This is a genomic window from Thiomonas sp. SCN 64-16 (genome assembly GCF_001725585.1).
Taxonomy (GTDB): domain Bacteria; phylum Pseudomonadota; class Gammaproteobacteria; order Burkholderiales; family Burkholderiaceae_C; genus Thiomonas; species Thiomonas arsenitoxydans.
Map to the genome: position 1 here is coordinate 12,690 of NZ_MEGQ01000030.1, position 19,126 is coordinate 31,815.

25 protein-coding genes and 2 tRNA genes are annotated in these 19,126 nt (G+C 62.7%); 10 read left to right on the forward strand and 17 right to left on the reverse strand.

The features are described 5' to 3' along the window. The first annotated feature begins 9 nt into the window (after nucleotides 1-9). A complete protein-coding gene (locus ABT24_RS09635; RefSeq protein ID WP_286737746.1) occupies nucleotides 10-1,380 on the forward strand; it encodes an ATP-binding protein in 1,371 nt (456 codons plus the stop codon). On the opposite strand, the gene ABT24_RS09640 is transcribed toward ABT24_RS09635, so the two are convergent. Then, nucleotides 1,372-1,506 (reverse strand): hypothetical protein, encoded by a 135-nt coding sequence (locus tag ABT24_RS09640; RefSeq protein WP_013122811.1) that lies wholly within the window; start codon nucleotides 1,504-1,506, stop codon nucleotides 1,372-1,374. The two genes, ABT24_RS09635 and ABT24_RS09640, sit on opposite strands and share 9 nt — an antisense overlap. 100 nt (nucleotides 1,507-1,606) lie before the next feature. Between ABT24_RS09640 and pgsA the strand changes: the two genes are divergently transcribed. The 7 genes from pgsA to ABT24_RS09675 all read left to right on the forward strand — a co-directional run bounded on the left by pgsA (nucleotide 1,607) and on the right by ABT24_RS09675 (nucleotide 6,974). Then, nucleotides 1,607-2,185, forward strand: a complete 579-nt coding sequence (pgsA, locus tag ABT24_RS09645) for a CDP-diacylglycerol--glycerol-3-phosphate 3-phosphatidyltransferase (protein WP_013122812.1) — start codon at nucleotides 1,607-1,609, stop codon at nucleotides 2,183-2,185. Further along, nucleotides 2,182-3,084 (forward strand): DMT family transporter, encoded by a 903-nt coding sequence (locus tag ABT24_RS09650; RefSeq protein WP_276733042.1) that lies wholly within the window; start codon nucleotides 2,182-2,184, stop codon nucleotides 3,082-3,084. Before pgsA ends, ABT24_RS09650 begins: the two co-directional genes overlap by 4 nt. 20 nt (nucleotides 3,085-3,104) lie before the next feature. Next, nucleotides 3,105-4,208, forward strand: a complete 1,104-nt coding sequence (locus ABT24_RS09655; protein WP_276733040.1) for a tartrate dehydrogenase — start codon at nucleotides 3,105-3,107, stop codon at nucleotides 4,206-4,208. 164 nt (nucleotides 4,209-4,372) lie between these two features. Continuing rightward, nucleotides 4,373-4,645, forward strand: a complete 273-nt coding sequence (locus tag ABT24_RS09660; RefSeq protein WP_013105445.1) for an HU family DNA-binding protein — start codon at nucleotides 4,373-4,375, stop codon at nucleotides 4,643-4,645. A 61-nt stretch (nucleotides 4,646-4,706) separates the two neighbouring features. After that, nucleotides 4,707-4,782 (forward strand) — tRNA-Val (locus tag ABT24_RS09665). A 130-nt stretch (nucleotides 4,783-4,912) separates the two neighbouring features. Further along, on the forward strand, nucleotides 4,913-6,835 hold the full coding sequence (locus tag ABT24_RS09670; RefSeq protein ID WP_276733038.1) for a SurA N-terminal domain-containing protein: 1,923 nt from the start codon (nucleotides 4,913-4,915) through the stop codon (nucleotides 6,833-6,835). A gap of 63 nt (nucleotides 6,836-6,898) precedes the next feature. Continuing rightward, nucleotides 6,899-6,974: transfer RNA gene (locus ABT24_RS09675), tRNA-His, on the forward strand. 25 nt (nucleotides 6,975-6,999) lie between these two features. On the opposite strand, the gene ABT24_RS09680 is transcribed toward ABT24_RS09675, so the two are convergent. Together ABT24_RS09680 and xisR are read right to left on the reverse strand one after the other, a co-directional pair. Further along, a complete protein-coding gene (locus tag ABT24_RS09680) occupies nucleotides 7,000-8,145 on the reverse strand; it encodes an Arm DNA-binding domain-containing protein (RefSeq protein WP_276733036.1) in 1,146 nt (381 codons plus the stop codon). After that, the gene (xisR, locus tag ABT24_RS09685; protein ID WP_276733034.1) at nucleotides 8,121-8,345 is read right to left on the reverse strand and encodes an excisionase family protein; all 225 of its coding nucleotides are present in this window, start codon (nucleotides 8,343-8,345) and stop codon (nucleotides 8,121-8,123) included. Before xisR ends, ABT24_RS09680 begins: the two co-directional genes overlap by 25 nt. Before the next feature lie 253 nt (nucleotides 8,346-8,598). Between xisR and ABT24_RS09690 the strand changes: the two genes are divergently transcribed. After that, nucleotides 8,599-9,195, forward strand: coding sequence for a metalloprotease (locus ABT24_RS09690; RefSeq protein ID WP_276733031.1), 597 nt, complete (start codon nucleotides 8,599-8,601; stop codon nucleotides 9,193-9,195). 309 nt (nucleotides 9,196-9,504) lie between these two features. Here ABT24_RS09690 and ABT24_RS09695 read toward each other — a convergent pair whose 3' ends face one another. The 4 genes from ABT24_RS09695 to iscB all read right to left on the reverse strand — a co-directional run bounded on the left by ABT24_RS09695 (nucleotide 9,505) and on the right by iscB (nucleotide 13,429). Then, entirely contained in the window at nucleotides 9,505-10,455 is a 951-nt protein-coding gene (locus ABT24_RS09695) for a toprim domain-containing protein (RefSeq protein WP_276733028.1), read from the reverse strand. 13 nt (nucleotides 10,456-10,468) lie between these two features. Beyond that, on the reverse strand, nucleotides 10,469-10,624 hold the full coding sequence (locus tag ABT24_RS09700) for a hypothetical protein (protein ID WP_276733026.1): 156 nt from the start codon (nucleotides 10,622-10,624) through the stop codon (nucleotides 10,469-10,471). Nucleotides 10,625-10,702: 78 nt separating this feature from the next. Next, nucleotides 10,703-11,161 (reverse strand): hypothetical protein, encoded by a 459-nt coding sequence (locus ABT24_RS09705; RefSeq protein ID WP_286737749.1) that lies wholly within the window; start codon nucleotides 11,159-11,161, stop codon nucleotides 10,703-10,705. 1,032 nt (nucleotides 11,162-12,193) lie between these two features. Continuing rightward, the gene (gene iscB / locus ABT24_RS09710; RefSeq protein ID WP_353743842.1) at nucleotides 12,194-13,429 is read right to left on the reverse strand and encodes an RNA-guided endonuclease IscB; all 1,236 of its coding nucleotides are present in this window, start codon (nucleotides 13,427-13,429) and stop codon (nucleotides 12,194-12,196) included. Here iscB and ABT24_RS09715 point away from each other — a divergent pair. Then, entirely contained in the window at nucleotides 13,397-13,570 is a 174-nt protein-coding gene (locus ABT24_RS09715) for a hypothetical protein (protein ID WP_286737751.1), read from the forward strand. The genes iscB and ABT24_RS09715 overlap by 33 nt on opposite strands. Nucleotides 13,571-13,842: 272 nt before the next feature. Here the strand turns inward: ABT24_RS09715 and ABT24_RS09720 are convergent, their stop codons facing one another. From ABT24_RS09720 to ABT24_RS09765, 10 genes are all read right to left on the reverse strand, one after another. Beyond that, a complete protein-coding gene (locus tag ABT24_RS09720; RefSeq protein ID WP_276732360.1) occupies nucleotides 13,843-15,411 on the reverse strand; it encodes a type IV secretion system DNA-binding domain-containing protein in 1,569 nt (522 codons plus the stop codon). 98 nt (nucleotides 15,412-15,509) lie between these two features. Then, complete coding sequence (locus ABT24_RS09725) at nucleotides 15,510-15,851, reverse strand: hypothetical protein (RefSeq protein ID WP_276732357.1); 342 nt, start codon at nucleotides 15,849-15,851, stop codon at nucleotides 15,510-15,512. Further along, nucleotides 15,844-16,050, reverse strand: a complete 207-nt coding sequence (locus ABT24_RS09730) for a hypothetical protein (RefSeq protein ID WP_276732354.1) — start codon at nucleotides 16,048-16,050, stop codon at nucleotides 15,844-15,846. Before ABT24_RS09730 ends, ABT24_RS09725 begins: the two co-directional genes overlap by 8 nt. A gap of 13 nt (nucleotides 16,051-16,063) precedes the next feature. After that, nucleotides 16,064-16,246 carry a hypothetical protein gene (locus ABT24_RS09735; RefSeq protein ID WP_276732351.1) on the reverse strand — a complete coding sequence of 61 codons (183 nt, stop codon included), beginning with the start codon at nucleotides 16,244-16,246 and terminating at the stop codon, nucleotides 16,064-16,066. A gap of 15 nt (nucleotides 16,247-16,261) precedes the next feature. Then, a complete protein-coding gene (locus ABT24_RS09740) occupies nucleotides 16,262-16,894 on the reverse strand; it encodes a hypothetical protein (RefSeq protein WP_276732349.1) in 633 nt (210 codons plus the stop codon). Further along, complete coding sequence (locus ABT24_RS09745; RefSeq protein ID WP_276732345.1) at nucleotides 16,888-17,337, reverse strand: metal-dependent hydrolase; 450 nt, start codon at nucleotides 17,335-17,337, stop codon at nucleotides 16,888-16,890. The genes ABT24_RS09740 and ABT24_RS09745 overlap by 7 nt, the downstream gene beginning before the upstream one ends. Before the next feature lie 17 nt (nucleotides 17,338-17,354). Next, nucleotides 17,355-17,600: a hypothetical protein gene (locus ABT24_RS09750; RefSeq protein ID WP_276732340.1), complete on the reverse strand. Its 246-nt coding sequence runs from the start codon at nucleotides 17,598-17,600 to the stop codon at nucleotides 17,355-17,357. After that, the gene (locus ABT24_RS09755; protein WP_276732337.1) at nucleotides 17,600-18,397 is read right to left on the reverse strand and encodes a hypothetical protein; all 798 of its coding nucleotides are present in this window, start codon (nucleotides 18,395-18,397) and stop codon (nucleotides 17,600-17,602) included. Before ABT24_RS09755 ends, ABT24_RS09750 begins: the two co-directional genes overlap by 1 nt. 113 nt (nucleotides 18,398-18,510) lie before the next feature. Continuing rightward, nucleotides 18,511-18,840 (reverse strand): hypothetical protein, encoded by a 330-nt coding sequence (locus ABT24_RS09760; RefSeq protein WP_276732334.1) that lies wholly within the window; start codon nucleotides 18,838-18,840, stop codon nucleotides 18,511-18,513. 52 nt (nucleotides 18,841-18,892) lie between these two features. Next, complete coding sequence (locus tag ABT24_RS09765) at nucleotides 18,893-19,114, reverse strand: hypothetical protein (RefSeq protein WP_276732332.1); 222 nt, start codon at nucleotides 19,112-19,114, stop codon at nucleotides 18,893-18,895. Between the last annotated feature and the right edge of the window lie 12 nt (nucleotides 19,115-19,126).

Consider the following 19,126-nt stretch of genomic DNA (forward strand, 5'->3'; position numbering starts at 1 on the left):
CCTCGCTTCATGCAGCCCACTGCAGGACTGAGCGAAACCGGATCGCACAAGCGCACGCTGCGGCGGCAGACGTTGCGGGCCATGCTGGTACTGGTGTTGCTCCTGGAGCTGGCATTTTCCGGGGTCGCGCTGCTGTTCGTGCTCAAGCCCATGGCGCAGCGCTCGGCAGACGATCTCGCGGGTCTCATGGTGCTGTCCGCGCAAACCTGGGCAGAGCTGCCTCCGCAAACCCGCCCGGCGTTTCAGCAAGAGCTGCACAACCGCTATCGTCTCAGCCTGCTGCCCGGCATGCAGCCGCCTGCCGACAACGGCATGACGCACGGGCTTTACATCGGCTTTGTTGAACAGTCGCTGCAGCAACGCACCGGGCATGCGGTGTATTTCCGTCGGCAGACCGACGCGCAGGGACACATCTGGCTCTGGACCAGCATTCCCGCAGGCGGGCGCGACATCGGCGTGGGGTTCGATACCAGCCGCATCCAGACGCAACCCATCCGAGCCCTGTTGATCGGTCTCGCCCTGACCTTGCCGCTGTCGTTTCTGCTGGCCTTGTGGTGGGCGCGGCGCATTTCGCGGCCGCTGGTGTCCATGGAGCAGGCCGCAGCCGGGCTGGCGCGCGGCGATACCCCGCAGCGTTTGTCGCAGTCGGGGCCGCGTGAAATCGCCAACCTTGCGGCGCATTTCAATCAAATGGCCGAACGTATCGACGCCTTGCTGCAGGCGCGCACGACGCTGCTTGTCGGCGTATCGCACGATCTGCGCTCGCCCCTGGCGCGCATCCGCCTGGCGCTGGAACTGCAACGCATGGCGCCCACTCCCGAACGGCTCGACCAGATCGAGCGCGATGTTCTGGCGATGGACCGGCTGATCGGCGAGGGGCTTGCCCTCGCTCGCGGCCTGCGAGCGCAAGCCGCAGAAGACCTCGTCTTGAAGCCCTGGTTGCAAGAACGATTGCAGATGCATGATGAATGGGCGACATCACGCGGTGCAACCCTCGGCGTGCAATGCCCGGACGATCTGCACGCGTGGGTGGATGCCGCGGCCTTGCAGCGCGTGGTGGACAATTTTCTGACCAACGCGGTGCACTACGCCGCAGGCCCCATCACCTTGCAGGCGGGGCCGGGCAGTTCACCCGGCCGGGTCCGTATTGCCGTGCTTGACCGCGGCCCCGGCATTCCCGCCGATCAGCTCGACGCGGTATTTGCGCCCTTCACCCGGCTCGATTCTGCCCGCACGCCGGGGCAAGGCTCCGGCCTGGGTCTGGCCATCGCCAGGCAATTGGCGCAGCAGCACGGCTGGGCGGTTGGACTGCAGCAGCGTGACGGCGGGGGGCTGATCGCCTGGGTGGAGGCGCCGGTGTCGCCCATTCATTCAGTCTGAAGGGGGCTTGGCAGTGCGTTTGCGGCGCCGAACCCGCCACAGCGTCCAGATGACTAGCGCGATGGCAATACCGCCGTAGATGTAGAGCAGAAGATCGACATGGGCGGCGAACCAGTTGGAGTTCATGAAGTCAGTTTCCTGTCGCGGCAAGGATGAGCCAGGGCATTCACCCTATCATGCCGCTCATCGACGCAGCCATTTTCCGAACTTCGCATTCTCCACTTCCATGTCTTTGCGTGCGCTCAATCTGCCGACGCTGCTCACCTGGGCGCGCGTGGCGGCCATTCCGCTGGTCGTCGGGGTGTATTTCCTGCCAACCGACTGGATGACCCTGCCCGAGCGCAACCTCGCCGCGACCATTTTGTTCATTCTCAGCGCCATCACCGACTGGCTCGACGGCTATCTGGCGCGTAAATGGAACCAGACCTCCGCATTCGGCGCCTTTCTCGACCCGGTGGCCGACAAGCTGATGGTCTCTGCGGCCCTGCTCATCCTGCTGCAGCTCGGGCGCGTCGATGCCCTGGTGACGCTCATCATCATCGGCCGTGAAATCGCCATCTCCGCACTGCGCGAATGGATGGCGCAAATTGGTCAGTCGCGTCGGGTGGCGGTGAGCTATGTCGGCAAGGTCAAGACGGCTGTGCAAATGGTGGCCATCCCCTTTTTGCTGTTCGGCGGAACCCTGTTCGGCATGGTGAATACGGTGCTGATCGGCCAGTGGCTGATCTGGGCGGCGGCAGTGCTCACGCTTTGGTCCATGCAGTATTACTTCCGCATTGCTCTGGCGGGGATGAAATTGACGTGAGCGCTGCACAGGTTGGCACGCCTGCCGTGCTGCGTCGTGTCATGCCCTGGGTGTTTGTGCTGATCTGGAGCACCGGCTTCATCGTCGCCCGCTATGGCATGCCCTACGCCCCGCCGCTGAAATTTCTCAGCCTGCGCTATGCCTTTTCGCTTTTGGTGCTGTTGCCGCTGGCCGCATGGCTGCGCACGTCATGGCCGCGCGGCGGTAAACAATGGCTGCATCTCGCCGTGGTGGGCGCCTTGTTGCAGGCGGGCTATCTGGGCGGGGTGTGGGCGGCGGTCAAGCAGGGCATTCCGGCCGGAACGGTGGCGTTGATCGTGGGCCTGCAGCCCTTGCTCACGGCGGTGCTGGTCTCGGCCGCAGGCCAGCGCATTCATGCTCGCCAATGGCTGGGCCTGCTGCTGGGCTTTGGCGGATTGGCGCTGGTGGTCCTGCATAAGTTCGACGGTGGACAACTGAGCGCCCACAACCTGCTGCTGTCACTGCTCGCACTGTGCAGCATCACTGCCGGAACGCTGTGGCAAAAGCGCTTTGTTCGTCCGACCTCGGTCTGGGGCGCGTTGAGCATTCAACTTCTGGCGGCCATGATCATCACTGCGCCGTTTGCCCTGTTGGAGACGGAGCCCGTGGTGTGGAACGGGCAGCTCATCGGGGCCCTGGCCTGGTCGGTGCTGGCGCTGACGGTCGGGGCAGGGGCCTTGCTCTATCTGCTCATTCAGCGCGGCGCGGCGGTGCAGGTGACCAGTCTGATCTACTGGGTGCCGCCCGTCACTGCCTTGATGGGCTGGGCCTTGTTCCACGAAACGCTCGGCCCGACGACCTGGGTGGGCATGGCGCTGGTGGCCGCCGGTGTCATCGCCGTGACCCGTAGGCCGGCGACGGTGTTGATCCAGCATTGAACGAATTTTCAGGAGATCCCATGAATGCAAGCCCATCGGCTTCGCCTCTGCGCATCGCCGTACTGGCCGGTGACGGCATCGGGCAAGAGGTTGTGCCCGAAGGCCTGCGGGTGCTCGACGCGGCGGCCCGCCGTTTTGGCATCGCCCTGCAACTCGATCATTTCGACTTCGCCTCATGCGACTATTACCTGCGACATGGCGCGATGCTGCCCGCGAACTGGAAGGAGCAGATCGGCGGCCATGACGCGATTTTGTTTGGCGCCGTCGGCTGGCCGCAGACCGTGCCCGATCACGTCTCACTGTGGGGATCGTTGCTGCAATTCCGGCGTGAGTTCGATCAGTATGTCAATCTGCGTCCGGCAAAGTTGATGCCCGGCGTGCATGCGCCGCTGATCAAGCGAGACGGCAGCGCCTACGCGCCGGGCGAGATCGACATGCTGATCGTGCGCGAAAACACCGAGGGCGAATACTCCAGCATCGGCGGGCGCATGTTCGCCGGCACCGAGCGCGAAGTGGTCATCCAGGAAACGGTGATGAGCCGCATCGGCGTGGACCGCGTGCTGCGCTACGCCTTCGAGCTGGCACGCAGCCGACCGCGCAAACACCTCACCTCCGCCACCAAATCCAACGGCATTTCCATCACCATGCCCTACTGGGACGAGCGGGTGCAGGCGATGTCAGCCGACTATCCCGATGTGATGCGCGATCAGTTTCACATCGACATTCTTACCGCGCATTTCGTGCAACGCCCTCACACGTTTGATGTGGTGGTGGCGAGCAATCTGTTCGGCGACATCCTCTCCGATCTCGGGCCCGCGTGCTGCGGCACCATCGGCATTGCGCCTTCGGCCAATCTCAACCCGGAGCGGCGCTTTCCTTCATTGTTCGAGCCGGTGCATGGTTCCGCCCCAGATATCGCAGGAAAAGGCATTGCCAATCCCATCGCCCAAATCTGGAGCGCAGCGCTGATGCTTGACTTCCTGGGCCACCGCGAAGCGCACGACGCGATATTGCGGGCCATAGAAACCGTGCTCGCGCCCGAGAGCGGCGCACCGCGCACCCCCGATCTCGGCGGAACCGCGACCACGGCCGATCTGGGCCGGGCGGTGGCCGAATGCGTTTGACTCATGGCTAGAATACGCGGTCTTGCGCAGGCAACACGACCGATGACACGCCGCATTGACATGAGCGAATGCCCCCGGCTCTAATCGCCCGATCACCGCCGCGCCCGTGCAGGGCGCGGGCTTTGCGTTTTATCCAGACCGATCCAGACTGAAGAGGGACACAAGTGAACAAGGCAGAACTGATTGAACACATGGCCAACAACGCCGATCTCAACAAGGCTCAAGCAGGCCGTGCGCTTGACGCGCTGATCGATGCCGTGCGCCGCACCTTGAAAAAGGGCGACAGCGTGTCGCTGATCGGCTTCGGCACCTTCGCCGTGACCAAGCGCGCTGCGCGCACCGGCCGCAATCCGCGTACCGGCGCCGCCATCAAGATCAAGGCCGCCAAGATTCCGAAGTTCCGTCCGGGCAAGGGTCTCAAAGACGCCATCAAGTAATTTGTTCCGGCAGCAGCGCGGCGCGATCTCAACGCTGCTGCTGCCACTCCAGGCGATAACCGGGTGCTTAGCTCAGTTGGTAGAGCGGCGCCCTTACAAGGCGTAGGTCGGGGGTTCGAACCCCTCAGCACCCACCATCGGTTGTTGCATCGTCCGACTTCATTCTGATTCTCGCGGTTGTCTCGTCGCACTTTCTGGCGGCCTTGAACGACCGCAAACAATGTGGGCAGGTTCCCGCATTGCACCCCTCTCCAAGCCCGCGCCACCATGCTCGAATCCATACGCAAACACAGCAAGCTGATGCAAATCGTGCTGTTCGTGTTGATCTTTCCGTCTTTCGTGCTGTTTGGAATTCAGGGCTACTCCAGCTTTGAGGGGAGCGCTGATGCGGCGGCGAAGGTGGGCGGTCAGACCATCAGCATGCAGCAGCTCGACGCTGCCAACCGCGACGAGATCGCACGCCTGCAAAGCATGCTCGGCAGTGCGGTGGACATCAAGCAGCTCGACACGCCCGAGCAAAAGCTGCGCACGCTCGACGGCATGATTCGCCAGACTTTGCTGCAACTCGAAGCCCGGCACGAACATCTCGAAGTGACCGACGCCCAGGTGCAACAGGCCATTTTGCAGATTCCGCAAATCGCCGCGTTGCGCAAGCCCGATGGTAGTTTCGATGTGCAAGCCTATCGCAGCCTGATCGCCGCACAGGGTATGAACACCGCGCAATTCGAAGCGCAGGTGCGCGAGCAGCTCATCCTGCAACAGGTGCTCAGCGGTTTGGCCGGATCGGTGATCGACAGCCAGGCTCTAGCCACAGCCGCTGCCAAAGCTGCTGCGCAACAGCGCGAAGTGCGTTTGGCCCTGTTCAAGCCTGCGGACTACACCGCACAGGTGCAAGTGACCCCGCAAGAGGTCGAGACCTTCTACAAGAACAACACCGCCCGTTTCCAGAAACCCGAGTCGGCCGACATTCAGTATGTGGTTCTGAGCGCCGCTGAAGTGGCCGCGGGCATCAAAGTCACCGCCGAGCAGGCTAAGGCTTTTTACGATGCCAATCTATCCAAATTTTCGACACCGGCCGAACGCCGCGCCAGCCACATCCTGATCGCGGTTCCTGCCGATGCCACAGCGGCGCAACAAGAACAAGCCAAGGCCCGTGCCGAAGCCATCGCCAAGCAGGTGAAGGCCAACCCCGCTGAATTTGCCGCGCTGGCGCGCAAGGATTCGCAAGACCCGGGCTCTGCCGAGAAGGGTGGTGATCTGGGCTATTTCACCGCTGATGCGATGGTCAAACCTTTTGCCGATGCGGTATTTGGCATGCAGAAAATCGGCGAAATCGTCGGGCCGATCAAGACCCAGTTCGGCTATCACATCATCGAGCTCACCGGCATCAAGCCGGGCGCACAGCAGCCCTTCGATGCCGTCAAGGCCGGCATCGAAAAACAGTTGCAGCAGGAGGCTGCGCAGAAGCAAATGTCGGCCGACGTGGAAACCTTCACCAACGCGGTGTTCGAGCATCCGGACAGCTTTCAGGCCGTCGAAGACAAGCTGCATCTGAAGGTGCAATCCGCCAGCAACGTTACCCGCACGCCGCAGCCCGCAGCGCCAGATGCGGTCAGTCCGCTGTCGAGCAAAGCCTTCTTGGACGCGCTGTTTGCCGAATCCAGCTTGCGCAACAAACACAATCTGCAGTCCATCCAGATTGCGCCCAACGTCTGGGCTTCTGCTCGCGTGCTGTCGTTCAGCCCGGCGCAGACCCTGCCTTTGGCGCAAGTGCAGACCCAGGCGCGGCAGATGTTGGTCGATCAGAAAGCGGCCGAACTCGCTCGTAAAGCGGGCGAGCAGGCGCTGAAGTCGCCCGCCACCCTCACTTTTGGCGCGCCCCAGACGATCAACCTGACCCAACCAACCCCTGGCGTTTCGCCGCTCATCGTTTCAAAGGCATTCGGGCTGAGCGCCAGCAAGTTGCCCGCCACCGCTGGTGTTGATCTCGGCGCGCAAGGCTATGCCGTGCTGCAACTCGACAAGGTGATCGAGGGCCAGGCGCCCGCACAACTGATCAGCGCAGCCGCCAACGCCGAGCAACAGGCGCTCACCCAGGGCGTGATGAACGCTTACATCGAAGCCTTAAAGAAGCGTTTCGGGGTGGAAATTCTCTACAAATCCAAGGCTGAACCCGCAGCCGCCGGCTGATTGCCGTGACTGCAGGTCTTCGAAAAGACCGAGACTTTCGTATAGAATGTTCGTTTTTCTGTGGTGGCTGTAGCTCAGTTGGTAGAGTCCAGGATTGTGATTCCTGTCGTCGTGGGTTCGAGTCCCATCAGCCACCCCACAGATTACTCAATAAAAACGCGCACTTAGAGGCGCGTTTGTTTTTTCCGGGGAACTTCCAGGGAACTTTCCAGCCGGTCCATCTCCGCGTCGTCCCGTTGGTTGTCGATCCAGCGGGCGTAGGTGCGCAGGAACATCTCGACCGAGTGACCAAGCTGCCGGGCGCAGAAGGCCGGGGTCATGCCCGCCATCAGCATTGCCGTGGCGTAGGTGTGGCGCATGTTGTAAGGGCGCCTGTAGCGGATGCCGAGCAGCTTGAGGGTTGGTGTCCAGTAGCTGCGCCTGAAAGCCCGCTCGTCGATCCAGGGCGTGCCGTAGCGGGGATCCTGGAACACTTCGGCCCCTGCGGGTTGGGTGAAGGCCCTTTGCCGCTGTAGCGCCTCTTTTGCCCGGCTGTTCAGGCGTACCGTGCGGGCGGTGTTGGTCTTGGTGCTGTCCTTGTACTCGCCGCGAACCATAGCCTCGCTGATCAGCACTGCGCCGGAGCGCAAGTCCACGTTCCCCCATTGCAGCGCGAAGATCTCTGAGGTGCGCAGTCCCGTCCACATCCAGAACTCGGTCATGTTGGCCACCTGGCCGGGGTGCCGCTGGTGCAGCGCGGACAGGATCGCGGCAGCCTCGTCGGCAGAGAACGGGTCTGGCGGCTCCTTCTGGTGCTTCGCGGGGGGTAATGCGGCGGCGGGGTTCTCTGTCAACAGGTTGTCGTCCACGGCCAGATCCAGCGCCTGGCGCAGCACGGACACGTAGTTGTTGATGGTCTTGCCGGAGAGGTCAGGGCGGTGGGCCAGAACGGTCATCACGTCGGACTTGACCAGGCCACGCAGCGCCTTGTCGCCGAGTGCTCCGGCCCAGAACTTCACTGCCGAGGCATACCCGGCCCGTGTACTGTGCTCAACGCGCTGCGCTTGCAGCCAGGTCTCAAGCTGGCTCGCAACCGTCAGGCCCGGCCCCTGCCCGCTGGCGGGGAAGTATTCGACCAGGCTGAAGGTGCCGTGCCGGATGCGCTGCCGGATCTCGGCCGCCAGCCGGTGGGCGTATTTGATGTTCGCCGGGGTGGGCGCCATCGGCTTGCCGTTCAGCATCAGCGTCTCTTTGCGGCGCTGGCCCTCGAACACGAAAAACAGGCGGATCGAGGTCGCCCGAACCTCTACGCCTTTTCCTTCTCCACCCATTGGGTGTACCCCTTGATTGAAATGAAGATCCCGCCGTCCGGGCTGCGCTTGTACTCGCGGCCCTCAAGCCATTTGCCCTCTTCAATTTTGCGCCGGATCGCCTTCGCGGTCAGGCCGGTAATCATGGCGGCAAGGGGGATTGTCACGTAGGGCGCGGGGTAAATCATGACGGGTGGTGTGCTGGTTGTCGGATCGCGCATGTCTTGTCCTGTGTGCCTGTCCTATTCCCTGCTGCTGCGGGTGCAACAGCAGGGCGAGGAAACAGAAAGGCCGGGCAAGGGGGAAGAATCTCGGCGGACGGTAGTTTTGCTTGGCTTTTGCTTGACCGTTTGCTTGGCTTTTGCTTGACCGTTTGCTTGGCTTTTGCTTGGGTGTTTGCTTGAAATTTGCTTAAGCAAAATCGGGTGCACCAGGCGCAGCAGGGTGGCATCGCCCCTAACCGGATCGCCCGCCATGACCCTTTCCCTTTACGCAGCCCTTTCGCTTCTTTTCGCAGTCGTTGTCACGTCGCTGCTTTTCGTTGCGTCCCTTGCGCTGCACGAGGCCGGACATGCTCTCGCAGCGCGGATCTTCGGCCTGCCCGTCCGGCGCGTGACGGCAGGCAATGGCCCCTGGCTGCTCCGGCTTTGGGGGGGGCGATTTGAGGCGCGTCTGTTCGGGCTCAACGGTGCGTGCGAGTTCACCCGGCCGCTGGAATCAGAACCCACGCTTGCCAGATTTTGGATTGCTCTGGCTGGGCCGCTGTCCAGCCTTGGGGCAGCCGGGTTATTCGCTGGCCTTGGGGCGGCCTGGTCCGCTGTGGCCGGGCATGGCAGCGAGGTGCAGGTTTGTTTGCTGATGGCGCAGGCCAACGTCGCCCTTGCGCTGTTCAACCTGCTGCCGATCCCGCCCCTTGACGGCTGGCGAGCCCTGGAAGCTGTCCTCGAGCAGACCGGGTTTCGATTGTCCGATGCGCGCCGCGCCCGCCTGCACGCGGGCGGCATGGTGCTGCTGGCTGTTGGCATCGCGGCCTTTTTCGCCCTGCATTGGGGTCTGGCACTCGGTGCCTGACTTTGCTTCATCAACCACAATCAACCGTGATGCGTGATGATGTGTGATGTGTGATGTGTGATGTGTGATGTGTGATGATGCGTGATGATTGCTCATCACTGCGTGTCACGCGCAATCATCACACTTAATTCGACGTGATTCTGCTTAATTCTGCTTAATTCGGCGTGATTCGCCGTGATGATGCGTGATTACGCTTAATTCCGCGTGATGATGCATGATGTGTGATGCGTGATTAAGCGTGATGTGTGATGTGTGATTAAGCGTGATGCGTGATGATGTGTGATGACAAGCCGGGCAGGGGGGAAAAGATCAGGCGGCGGCTGGTATGTTGCGGCCTTCCGCCCAGTCGCTCCAGTCCTTGCACCCGGTCGGCGGCCTGGTGCGCTTGTACTCGGCGCCCATGCGTCCGGCCAGCGCCTCGATGGCTGCGGACTGCTCGTCGCCGCCCTCGTCGCCGTCTTGGCACGCCACCAAGCGCCTGATGCCGAGGTCGCGCGCCAGGCTCTCGATCTCTGCCGTTTGCGCGGCTGACGGTCGGCCCGCCGTGGACATAACCCATGCCGCGCCCTTGCCGTGCTCGTGCATAAAGTCCAGCAGTGCAAGCGCATCAATGGCGGATTCGACAACGCACAGCCGGTCGGATATTTCCAGTGCGGGCAGCAAAAACACGCCTTTTCGGCCTTGGAAGCCCTTAAATGCCCGTCCCTGCCCGCGAATTTCCGCGCCGATCAGGTCGGATCGCCCGTCCGTGTGTGGGAACGCGAGATTGCAAAACCGTCCGCCCTTTGCTTCGGCCGCGACACCGGCCATGCCCGCATCAAGCGCCAAGCGGATCGCCCGAGCGGACAGGCCCCGCCCTGCAAGCCACTGTGCGGCCCAGGTGGGCGCATCGGCCAACACCGGGGCAGGCGCTGGCGTGGTCGGCGCAGGTGTAGGCATGGACACTGGGGCGGGCATGGAACCCAGCGCGCGGCGCAAATGGGCTTTAGCCTGCCCGAGGTTCAGTCCCGGTTGCAGGTGTTGCACAAGGGCGAACCAGTCCCCTGCGTGCGCTGCGTCGCCCGGTCGCCACCACAAGGGCGCCCCGCTGCGCGATTTCGTGCAGATCACTATTTTTTGTCCGTCCCGCATGGCGTAATACAGGTACCCCGCGCCGCCTTTTTCCTTTTGCGCCTGCTCGTCGGGGGTCAGGCCCAGGGCGTCGGCCACCAGGTCGGGCGCGGCGTTGCGCAGGGCTTCGGTGTCGTCCGTAAATGCCATATGGCAAACCTCGTCACTGCCCCGCCCCGCACCGTGCGCGGTGCGCAGCGTCGAGGAAGAACCACGCCAGCGCCACCACGACAACAACAGCTTGCAGGAGCGGCGGCGCATAGGCCTGCACAAGACCCGCGACGATCAACGCCGCGATGATTTTCAGGAAAGTGCTCATTTTTCAACTCCTTTTTTTCGGCGCTCCACTGCAATCGGCGTGCTGCGCGGTTGCAGCGGAGCGCTTTTCGGTACTTGCTCAGTCTGCGGCTGCCGCTGCTGCGGCGATTGCAGCGGCGATTTGCGACGATGAGATGCTTGGGACGGCGCCCTCACCGAGCAAATACAGAGCATTGGCAGTCTCTGCCGGGCTAAATTGCGTCAGCAACGCTGCTGCTGTGTCGTCAAGATCCAGATCTAGGCCTTTTTCAGAATGCATGGCAAAAGCGAGTTGGTCGATGTTGAAGCACTTTGACTCGTTCATCGCTGCGACAACCTCGTCAATGCTGAGATCGAGGCCGCCAGAAAAATAGAGCGCGGTAGCCACCCGGTGCGGTTCCAGCCCAAGCCCGGCTTCACTCGTCAGCGCTGCGGCGATTTGCGGCGCATTCAGTCCAGCGGTATCGCGCAACGCGCGCGCAGCGTCTTCGCCACCGATTTCGTTGCCGCCGATTTTTTCGATGGCCTCAGCGATCTGAGTTTGGGTAAAGTTTTTCATTTTTGCTACTCCTAAAGTTTCAGGTTTCAGGTTTGCCGGGATGCGCCCGGCGGCGCTCAAAGATTGCTGCGTCTGGTGCAAAAAAGCGATCTCACTTCTTTCTAGGAAACCAAACGCATTGGTTGAAAAATAATTGACGCGGCGGTGGTGGTGGTGGTGGTGCCTACTGCTGTGGTGGTGAGCCTCTCGTGATGGGCTGCGTAATCGGTGGGTTGTGCGGGGGTGTATAGGTTTGCTGTGCCAATGACGCGCCTCTGTGTGATTTCTGCCGTGTATGGAGCCGCCTCACAAAACGACCTTTCAAGCCGGTGCCGCAGGCAATCGGGGCTGCAGGCGGCATGACAGCCCGTCCTTCTGGGCTGGCGTGACGCTTGCAGGGGGCTTTAGCCCCTCTCCCCGATAGGCGCAGAAAGTCGGGGCGGCTCCGGACATGGCAGATCGCGCAGGCGTGTCGGGCGCAGAAAACCGGCCCGCACAACCCGGCGATGCAGCAGCCACGGGCTATGCCCGTCCCTCGCTCGCTTGCGAGCGCTGACCGGTCTTTTCTTCCGGGCCGCCTGGCCCTTTCCAGAGCAGGAACCGCGCAGCGGGGCTCCTGCTCCGCCTGTATGGTGTCGCGTCGATCAGGTGGTTCGGCGTCATCCTGCCAAATCAACGCGCGGTGCTTTGGGGGCGCTTGGGTTGGGTGAGGTGCTTCGCCGCCAGGCCGAGACCGCAGGGCTCGGGGCCGCAGGCCCGATGCACCGACCCCCGCTTGCGGGGGGCACCCCCAGGCCTTTCACCCTGCTGACAAGACCCACCACCACCCCGACCGCCATCACGCCATCTCTTCCCCCCTTGCCCTGCCGTTTGCTTAACCGTTTGCTTGGAATTTGCTTAACCGTTTGCTTGGCTTTTGCTTGGAATTTGCTTAAGCAAAACTCAAGCAAAATTGCGCGCCACCGATGCCGTCGCGCCTAAGTCCTTGATTTACAAGACTGTGCTTAATATGCACAGTCGGCTTCACGAGAACTCTTCCCCCTTGCCCGGCCTTTACCAGCCGTACCTGTAGCCATCCCCCTTCTGCAGCAGATCGCAAAACTTCCACGACACGCGCAGCACGCCCGCATCGGCCACGACATTGAAATTCCCGTTCGCTCGCACGGCCACCCGTCCGACGTGCACGCCTGCCATTTCCCCCCTGCCTACCCGCGCCCGCACCAGATCCCCTGTCGCGAACCCATGCACGCGCTTTGTCCGCATCAGGTAGCTTGTCGGGAACCCTGCGGCATCCACCCGCGTCCTTTGGTGCGAACCCCGGCCCATCGCCTGAATGTGCAGCACTGGTTGTCCAGCGCCGGTCACCACGCCCAGATCCTGCCCGAGCACCAGTGCGTCCAGCGCATCGCCCTTGTGCAGCCCCAGGCGCCGCCGATTCATTTTTGTGTGGCGCGTGTTGGTCGCCTCAACCGGCAGGCCCGTGGCCGCCAGCATCTCGCCCAGTGCATTGCGCGCGATGTTCACCGCCGCCTCGTCGCGCCTTGCGGGAGTCAGCGTCGACTTGATGTCCTCGCGCCTATCTCCACTCACAAACTCGCTCAATCGCAGTGCGCCCTTTGCCTTGTTGCACGACACGCAGGCCAGTACCCGGTTGCCGATATGATCGCCGCCGTGCTTCGCCTTGGCCCTCACGTGGTCGATCTGGAACGGCCCCGGCCCGCCGCAATACGCGCAACGTCCGCCCCAGGCGCTCATGAGGCGTTCTCGCAGGCTCAGACCTGGCTCGTGATCTCGCTGCCCTGCGCGCAGTCCGAACGCCACCTGTTCAAACGCAAGCCCGCTCACGGGTGCCCATGCCATTAGTCGCCGCACCCAGGTCTCTGTCGTGAGTAGCCGGTGCCGGATGGATGGTGCCAGCCTGTGGCTGTAGTGCCGGCGCGGATTGCGGTATCGTCCATGCCTTGCCCGGCGAGCATGCCGGAGCAGTCGTCGCCGGTAGAGCAGCTTGCTGATATGGTCAGCCCGGTGTTCCAATTCCAGAAGCGTTACGGCATGTGCGGCGTTTCCGTCCTTCCGCACCAGTGCGATGCCGGTGGTCTTGCTGCCGGGGTCAATCTTCTCTTGCAGCGGTTGCAACGCGCTGCCCTCAACTAATCGATCCACGAGCCGAATGGTGAACGGCATGACCCGATGCACGCGAGCGCGTCCACGCTCCAGCATCTGCCGTGCCCGTTTTTCAGAGCATGGCATGATGGGGTGGCCGTGCTGGTCAAGTACAAAGACACTCATGTGATGGCAGCCCTTTCTTACGCTTACGCAATCTTGGTTCTGGCCCTTTCGGTGACCGTCATCATTGCTGTGTGGCGTGCAAACAAAGAGCGCATCAAGTCCGATCTGCGCCGCTTGGTCGCATGGCTCCACTTGCGCTGACCATAAAAAAGCCCGGCGCGAACCGGGCTACCCTTACGGGCCTTGTGACGCCTTCTTTCGACGGTCTCATCTCGGGAATGTTGCGCGTGTGTGCGTGCGGCAAGGCGTTTCGTGCCTGCCCCGGCTTGTCTGCCCCTGCCGCTCCAAGCGGCGCTGCTGATGAAGCACAGCGCGCATGGTCTTTAACACCTCGCACAACGTAGGCCGTTGTCGGCCTGACCCTGGCCGCACACTCCCGGTTGCCCAGGCGGGCGGCGGCCTCTCCACTGCAATCAAATGTCATTGATCGATGCCAGCGCCTTGGCCATGGCGTCCTGCGCCTGGTGCAGCACATTCGCCGCGCGTGTTCGCTGCTGTGCGTAGTCATCACGCAGGACAAATCCATAGCGGCCCAGCGCATCGTCGCTGTCGCGCTCCGGGCGTCCCGCAGGAAACCGCAGGGTGATCCGACAGGGCATCTGTCCGGCAAGGTGCAGGTAGCCCATGGGCGGCGTCTTGGTCTCCCGGCTGGCGACTTGCAAAGTGACAATGTCGCCGGTCGGTACCGCCGGAATGTTGCGCTCGATCTGCTCGCCGTGGCTCGTGCCCATGCCGCCCTCGCTGTGGCTTAACTGCATGGTTTTGCGCGCATAGTCGCCGGTACCTAGCTTCTTGCTGACGTACTCAGCCGTATCCGGGTCTGGCGTGCGCAGCACAACCCATGACCCCAGGTTGCCAGCCAGCGTTTGTGCGCCGTCGTTGCCGTAGTTTTTTCGGAACTGTGCGATGGTTTGGATGCCCAGCCAGACGCTTGCGCCGTATTTCCGGCCTTTTGTTAGCTCGGTCAACACGGTGTCCACCTTGCCGATGCTGTCGAACTCATCGAGCGAAAACATCACCCGCCGCTGCGCGCTCTGTGTAAGTGACAACACGGCGATGGCGGCAATGTCAATGATGGTCGCAATCAGATAGCGCAGCAGTTCCAGTTGGTCGTCAAGATAGGTCGCGAACAGCCACGACTGGCCGTCCGCAGCGATGAATTTGCGCACCGAGAACCCGTCGCGACCCGCTGATGGGTCGAGCATGAAGAACGCTGCCGTGCGCTCCTGCGCTGTGCTGCGCACCGAACCGAACATGCGTTCATTGCCCTCTGCGAGGTAGGGCGCTGCGTGCGTTCCTGCCAGGAATTCGCGCAGTTCCTCGACATCAGCGATAGCCACGAAATGCAGGAAGTCCTTGTTGGTTGCGTTGGGTCGCTCAAGCAGCTTCATCAAGATTGCCGAGATGAAGTTTTGCGCCGCCAGCGTCCAGGTCTTGTCGCTGCCTTCGCCGGTCGGGCAGATGCTTTTCGCCATCGACATGCAGTCCTCGACTGAGCGCAGTTCGGCAAGAGGGCTCCACGGCGCACAGCGCGAATCGAGCGGGTTCAGGATCACATCACCACGGGTCTTGCTGTAGTACCGCGTCGCGAGGTCTGCGCCCGAATCGATGGCGATGACCCGCTGGCCGTCCTTTTCCATTTGGTCAAGCACGGTCTTGAGCACCACGGTCTTGCCCGAGCCGGTCGTCCCCACGAGCAGGGCATGCACGACCTCCAGTTCCGCGGGAAAGGGCACGCCGCCGATCTGGAACCGGCTGGCCTGTTTGCGTACCGCGCGGGCAACCTGCCAAGCCATCAACTGACGCGAGCCGGACAGATACTTGCTCGGGCCGAACCAGTCCGCCCAGGGCACCAGGTCATCCCAGCCGCGCTTTGCCACGTACCACGCCGGGGCCATGCCGATTGCCCAAGACGCCACGCCCCATGCCCAGATCGGCAGGGGCAGGGCGGGCAGGACAAGGGAGCCCAGGGCCAGCGGCATCCAGAGCCAGCGCCAAGACGCGTGCGCGTGTCGTCCCGAATGCGCGCGGCTATGCACGGCCCCAGCGATGACGATGAGCGCAAAGAACGAGCGAAGGATTACGCCAAGCATTTTTCACCCCTGCTTTTTTCCGCCATTTCCTGCGCCGCCCACGCCATAAGCTCGTCGTCCCGCGCGATGTCCTCGCACAGTGCGTCGGCCAGGTTGATCAGTGCGGCCCTGTATCCGGGGTACACGTCCCAAAGGATCCCGTTGACGTAATAGGCGCTCCGCAGGGCTTCGCTCAGCCGCGCATGGATCGCGGCCTTGCGCAGCGCTGGTGCAACCCGTACAGCGCCCTTGAACACGGCCCTGTGCCCCGCAAACGGATCGCCCGGCTCCACGCGCGCCATGTCGTCCAGCGTCTCCCGTGCGGCCTCGTAGCTGCTCTTGTTATGCATGGCGCGCTCCCGCAAGCAGGTTGGCCATCGCGACGGCCAGCGCGGCTTGCTTGACCGGAAAGTCCAGCGTCAGTGCATCGCACGCGCTGCCGTCCGGGTTGTGGCGCCGGACTTGAACGCGGTCGCCGGCGCACTCGATCTGGAAGAAGCCGGTCGGCCTGGACTTCGCCGGTCGGCAATCAATCTTGATGGGTTTCATGTCGGAGATCCTTTCAGGGTGCAACAGCGGCGGCGGCTGCTGCTGGAACAACAACAGCGGCTGCTGGAACAACCGCGGCGGCTGTGGTCGCCACAACAGCGGCAGGCGCAACAGCAACTGCGGCTGCGGTGCCAAGGGCTACCGGCGCAACACTGGCGGCGAAGGGAAAAACAAGAAGGAAAAGAAGGATGCTCATGGCTCGCTCCGGTGGTTACTTGAAATAGGGCTTCAACATTTCTGCCGCGTGTGCCCGCAATTCCCCCGCGATGCGTTGCAGTGCCTGCTGAATCACCGGCTGCCGCAGTAGCTCGCGCTCTGCTGCGCTGATCCAGTCCCCTGTAACGCCATCTGGCGGAATCACGAAAAAATGCGTCTCGACATCAGCCCCTGAATCGAAGCGCGCATCGGCGTAAAGAAAGGTCGATGTGTGCACCCCGTCTCTCTTGCTGCGCAGGGTGCAACGCCCGCCGGTGCTGACCGTCAGGTCGGGTAGCGTCGCGCCCGACACGCTGGTTTTCTCCATCTCAACGTGAATGACTTCAAACCGCCGTTCGGTGTTGAATGCCGATGCTTCTGCGGAAAGGCCGTCCGTTAGCACGCCACGCGCAACGCTGATCGCTTCCTGCGCGATTGGGTGCGAAAGCAGAAGCGCCGTGATTTCCGCCTCGTATTCACCCGCTTCCACGGTGACCCTGTAGGCGTCGTCGTCCACAGTCACGAAGAACGACACAACCCGGCTACCCTGGCGCGTTTGGGCAACGACACTGCCGCGCACGTCAACAGAACGCTGCGGCCCGTCGTGCAGCACGATTGCGTCGATCTGCGGGCTGTTGATCGTCACCATTGGTAGCGCATGAAAAGCCCGTGCAGGGCGACGGGCAGGGCGCAGCACGCCACGACGACAGCCAGCGCAGCGGCCTCTCCTGCGGGCGATCCGGTTGTGTAGAGGTACAGCGACCGGCGCCGCCGTCCATCTGGCGGCCATCGCAGCGGGATCCCTGTCGGTGTGCCGATGTCAAGTGCGAGGTGCAGCAAAGCGCCCACAGCAAAGCCAGCGGTAAGGCAGGGCAAGGGGGAAAAGATCATCGCGGGCAGGCTGGCGGCGAGCAAGGCCAGCCACCACACAGGCCAGTGCGTCCACGTCCGGTGCCGGAGCATCAGCGGCTTTTCTATCCAGTCCGGGGCGTTGGCTCCTGCGGTAATCCCGGCAATGGCGCAGGCTGCCGCCTGGGGGTGAGCATCCCAAAACAAAACGGCCAGGGCGATGCTTACGCAGGCCCCGGCCATGACATGCCCGCCTCTGGTCACAACCGCACCTTGCAGTTCTGGTTCAGTTCTCTGGCCGCAGCGCACATGCGTCGCCAGTCCTTGAGCAGAGGGTGATCCGGCTCCAGTCGCCGCCCGGCAATGAGTGCCAGCGCGTCGAGGTCGGCGCCTGTAACCAGGCTGCGCAGGCGCTCCAGGCAATCCCTGCGCAGTGCCCGGTAGAGGTCGCGGGCATGAGGCGACAACGCCTCCGGTTGGAGATCCTGGGCGTCGTCGCGGCGCATCACTTCACCCCAGCCTGTCCGGTGTTTTCGCGGCCAGCTTCGGTGCCGGTGGTGCTGCCCGTGCCGCTGGTTTCCGTGGTGCCGGTGTCAATGGCCGAATCCAGGGCAAGCTCGACTTTGCGTCCGCTGATCAGCCCATCGCCGTACCACGGAGCGCCGCCTTCGGCCCACACCCAGCCGGAATCGCCGCCTTTGAAGCCGGACGCTCCGAGCATGAAGCGAACGTCATCGCCGCCGGCGAAGTCGGGGGTGAACGCGCCGCCATGCACCTGCTTTTCCGCCTTCTGTTGGGCCGCATCGAGGGTGGCCGGGGGGATGGCAAGGAATGCCGCAATGATGGTTTTACGCGCCGCATCCGAGTTTGCCATTGCCTGGGTGGGCAGGCGATCAGAAAGTTCGGTCAAAACCAGGTTTGCATAGGCAACACGAACGGCCTGGCCGCGCGCCCAGGACGCCTGTGCGGAGCATCCAAAACAGGCAATCGGCCAGCCGAGAACGGGTTGCGAAACGGAAATAATTTCCCGAGCGGCGGTGACGTGCGGATCCTTTGCGCCACGCGGTTGTGCTGCGACGTACTCCGGCAGCGCCTTCAAAATCAGAGACATGGCTGGAATCGAAATCGTGGCCTTGGCAGTGGTGTTGTGCTTCACCTCGCGGTTCGCTTCAACCTTGCTTTCCGTGCTGGTCGAGACGGCCTGCTTGACCGTCGAATCGGCGCCGATGCCATTTTTGCCGCAGCCGCCAAGTGCAATAGCAAGGCTGGCGGCAAGCGCGGTGAGGATAAGAGGGTTACGCATGGTGCGTGATTCCTTTCAGTGAGTTAAGTTTGGCAAGCCGCAAAGTGGGCCGGCCTTACCCTTGCTGCGCCTAGTGCAATCAGCAGGGCAAGGGGGAAGAGCAGGGCGCATCTTTATTTGCCGTCCCCCTTGATCGCGCTGCCAATGGCGTTCTCGATTTTTTGCAGCGTGCCCTGTTGCTCGTGCGATGCTTTTTCCGCATCCGCACGCAACTGCGCCGCTTGCTCGCATTCGGTTTTCACGCGCAGCGCATCGGCTTGGGCCAGCGGTGAACTGGCTGTCAATGCTGTGTCAAACCGCAGGTCGAACCGGGCTTTCTCGCACCGCTGCTGCGCTTGCGCGGCCTGCACGGATGCGTCGGTGGTGTGGCTTTGACCGATGTACAGGAATGTGCCCAGCAGGCCGGTAATTGACAGCAGGGCGACGACGATGATGGTTGGCATGTTCAATCCTTTCGGGTAAGTGGTGATGTGCCTTGCTGCACCTGGTGCAGGATCAGGCTTGCGCTTGCGCTTCTTCGTAGATGCGCCGCAGCCATTCGGGCAGCGGTGGCGCGTCGGGCGGCTCCGGATCCCAGTAGTGGCAATTGCGCACCGCCAGAAGCCCCTTGACCCCCTGCGGCGGATTGGGGTGAATGCGCGATTCGCAGAACAACTCACCAGCGAGCACGGCGCGGTGAGCGCAGCACGCGCAGGCGCAGGGTGGACAGCGGCTCATGTCTTCCCCCTT

What these genes read in the sequence shown, in the direction of transcription:
- ABT24_RS09635 (WP_286737746.1), top strand. Translation starts at nt 10, where the DNA reads ATGCAGCCCACTGCAGGACTGAGCGAAACCGGATCGCACAAGCGCACG.
- ABT24_RS09640 (WP_013122811.1), bottom strand. Translation starts at nt 1,506, where the DNA reads ATGAACTCCAACTGGTTCGCCGCCCATGTCGATCTTCTGCTCTACATC.
- pgsA (WP_013122812.1), top strand. Translation starts at nt 1,607, where the DNA reads ATGTCTTTGCGTGCGCTCAATCTGCCGACGCTGCTCACCTGGGCGCGC.
- ABT24_RS09655 (WP_276733040.1), top strand. Translation starts at nt 3,105, where the DNA reads ATGAATGCAAGCCCATCGGCTTCGCCTCTGCGCATCGCCGTACTGGCC.
- ABT24_RS09670 (WP_276733038.1), top strand. Translation starts at nt 4,913, where the DNA reads ATGCTCGAATCCATACGCAAACACAGCAAGCTGATGCAAATCGTGCTG.
- ABT24_RS09680 (WP_276733036.1), bottom strand. Translation starts at nt 8,145, where the DNA reads ATGGGTGGAGAAGGAAAAGGCGTAGAGGTTCGGGCGACCTCGATCCGC.
- xisR (WP_276733034.1), bottom strand. Translation starts at nt 8,345, where the DNA reads ATGCGCGATCCGACAACCAGCACACCACCCGTCATGATTTACCCCGCG.
- ABT24_RS09690 (WP_276733031.1), top strand. Translation starts at nt 8,599, where the DNA reads ATGACCCTTTCCCTTTACGCAGCCCTTTCGCTTCTTTTCGCAGTCGTT.
- ABT24_RS09695 (WP_276733028.1), bottom strand. Translation starts at nt 10,455, where the DNA reads ATGGCATTTACGGACGACACCGAAGCCCTGCGCAACGCCGCGCCCGAC.
- ABT24_RS09700 (WP_276733026.1), bottom strand. Translation starts at nt 10,624, where the DNA reads ATGAGCACTTTCCTGAAAATCATCGCGGCGTTGATCGTCGCGGGTCTT.
- ABT24_RS09705 (WP_286737749.1), bottom strand. Translation starts at nt 11,161, where the DNA reads ATGAAAAACTTTACCCAAACTCAGATCGCTGAGGCCATCGAAAAAATC.
- iscB (WP_353743842.1), bottom strand. Translation starts at nt 13,429, where the DNA reads ATGAGTGTCTTTGTACTTGACCAGCACGGCCACCCCATCATGCCATGC.
- ABT24_RS09720 (WP_276732360.1), bottom strand. Translation starts at nt 15,411, where the DNA reads ATGCCGCTGGCCCTGGGCTCCCTTGTCCTGCCCGCCCTGCCCCTGCCG.
- ABT24_RS09725 (WP_276732357.1), bottom strand. Translation starts at nt 15,851, where the DNA reads ATGCATAACAAGAGCAGCTACGAGGCCGCACGGGAGACGCTGGACGAC.
- ABT24_RS09730 (WP_276732354.1), bottom strand. Translation starts at nt 16,050, where the DNA reads ATGAAACCCATCAAGATTGATTGCCGACCGGCGAAGTCCAGGCCGACC.
- ABT24_RS09735 (WP_276732351.1), bottom strand. Translation starts at nt 16,246, where the DNA reads ATGAGCATCCTTCTTTTCCTTCTTGTTTTTCCCTTCGCCGCCAGTGTT.
- ABT24_RS09740 (WP_276732349.1), bottom strand. Translation starts at nt 16,894, where the DNA reads ATGGTGACGATCAACAGCCCGCAGATCGACGCAATCGTGCTGCACGAC.
- ABT24_RS09745 (WP_276732345.1), bottom strand. Translation starts at nt 17,337, where the DNA reads ATGGCCGGGGCCTGCGTAAGCATCGCCCTGGCCGTTTTGTTTTGGGAT.
- ABT24_RS09750 (WP_276732340.1), bottom strand. Translation starts at nt 17,600, where the DNA reads ATGCGCCGCGACGACGCCCAGGATCTCCAACCGGAGGCGTTGTCGCCT.
- ABT24_RS09755 (WP_276732337.1), bottom strand. Translation starts at nt 18,397, where the DNA reads ATGCGTAACCCTCTTATCCTCACCGCGCTTGCCGCCAGCCTTGCTATT.
- ABT24_RS09760 (WP_276732334.1), bottom strand. Translation starts at nt 18,840, where the DNA reads ATGCCAACCATCATCGTCGTCGCCCTGCTGTCAATTACCGGCCTGCTG.
- ABT24_RS09765 (WP_276732332.1), bottom strand. Translation starts at nt 19,114, where the DNA reads ATGAGCCGCTGTCCACCCTGCGCCTGCGCGTGCTGCGCTCACCGCGCC.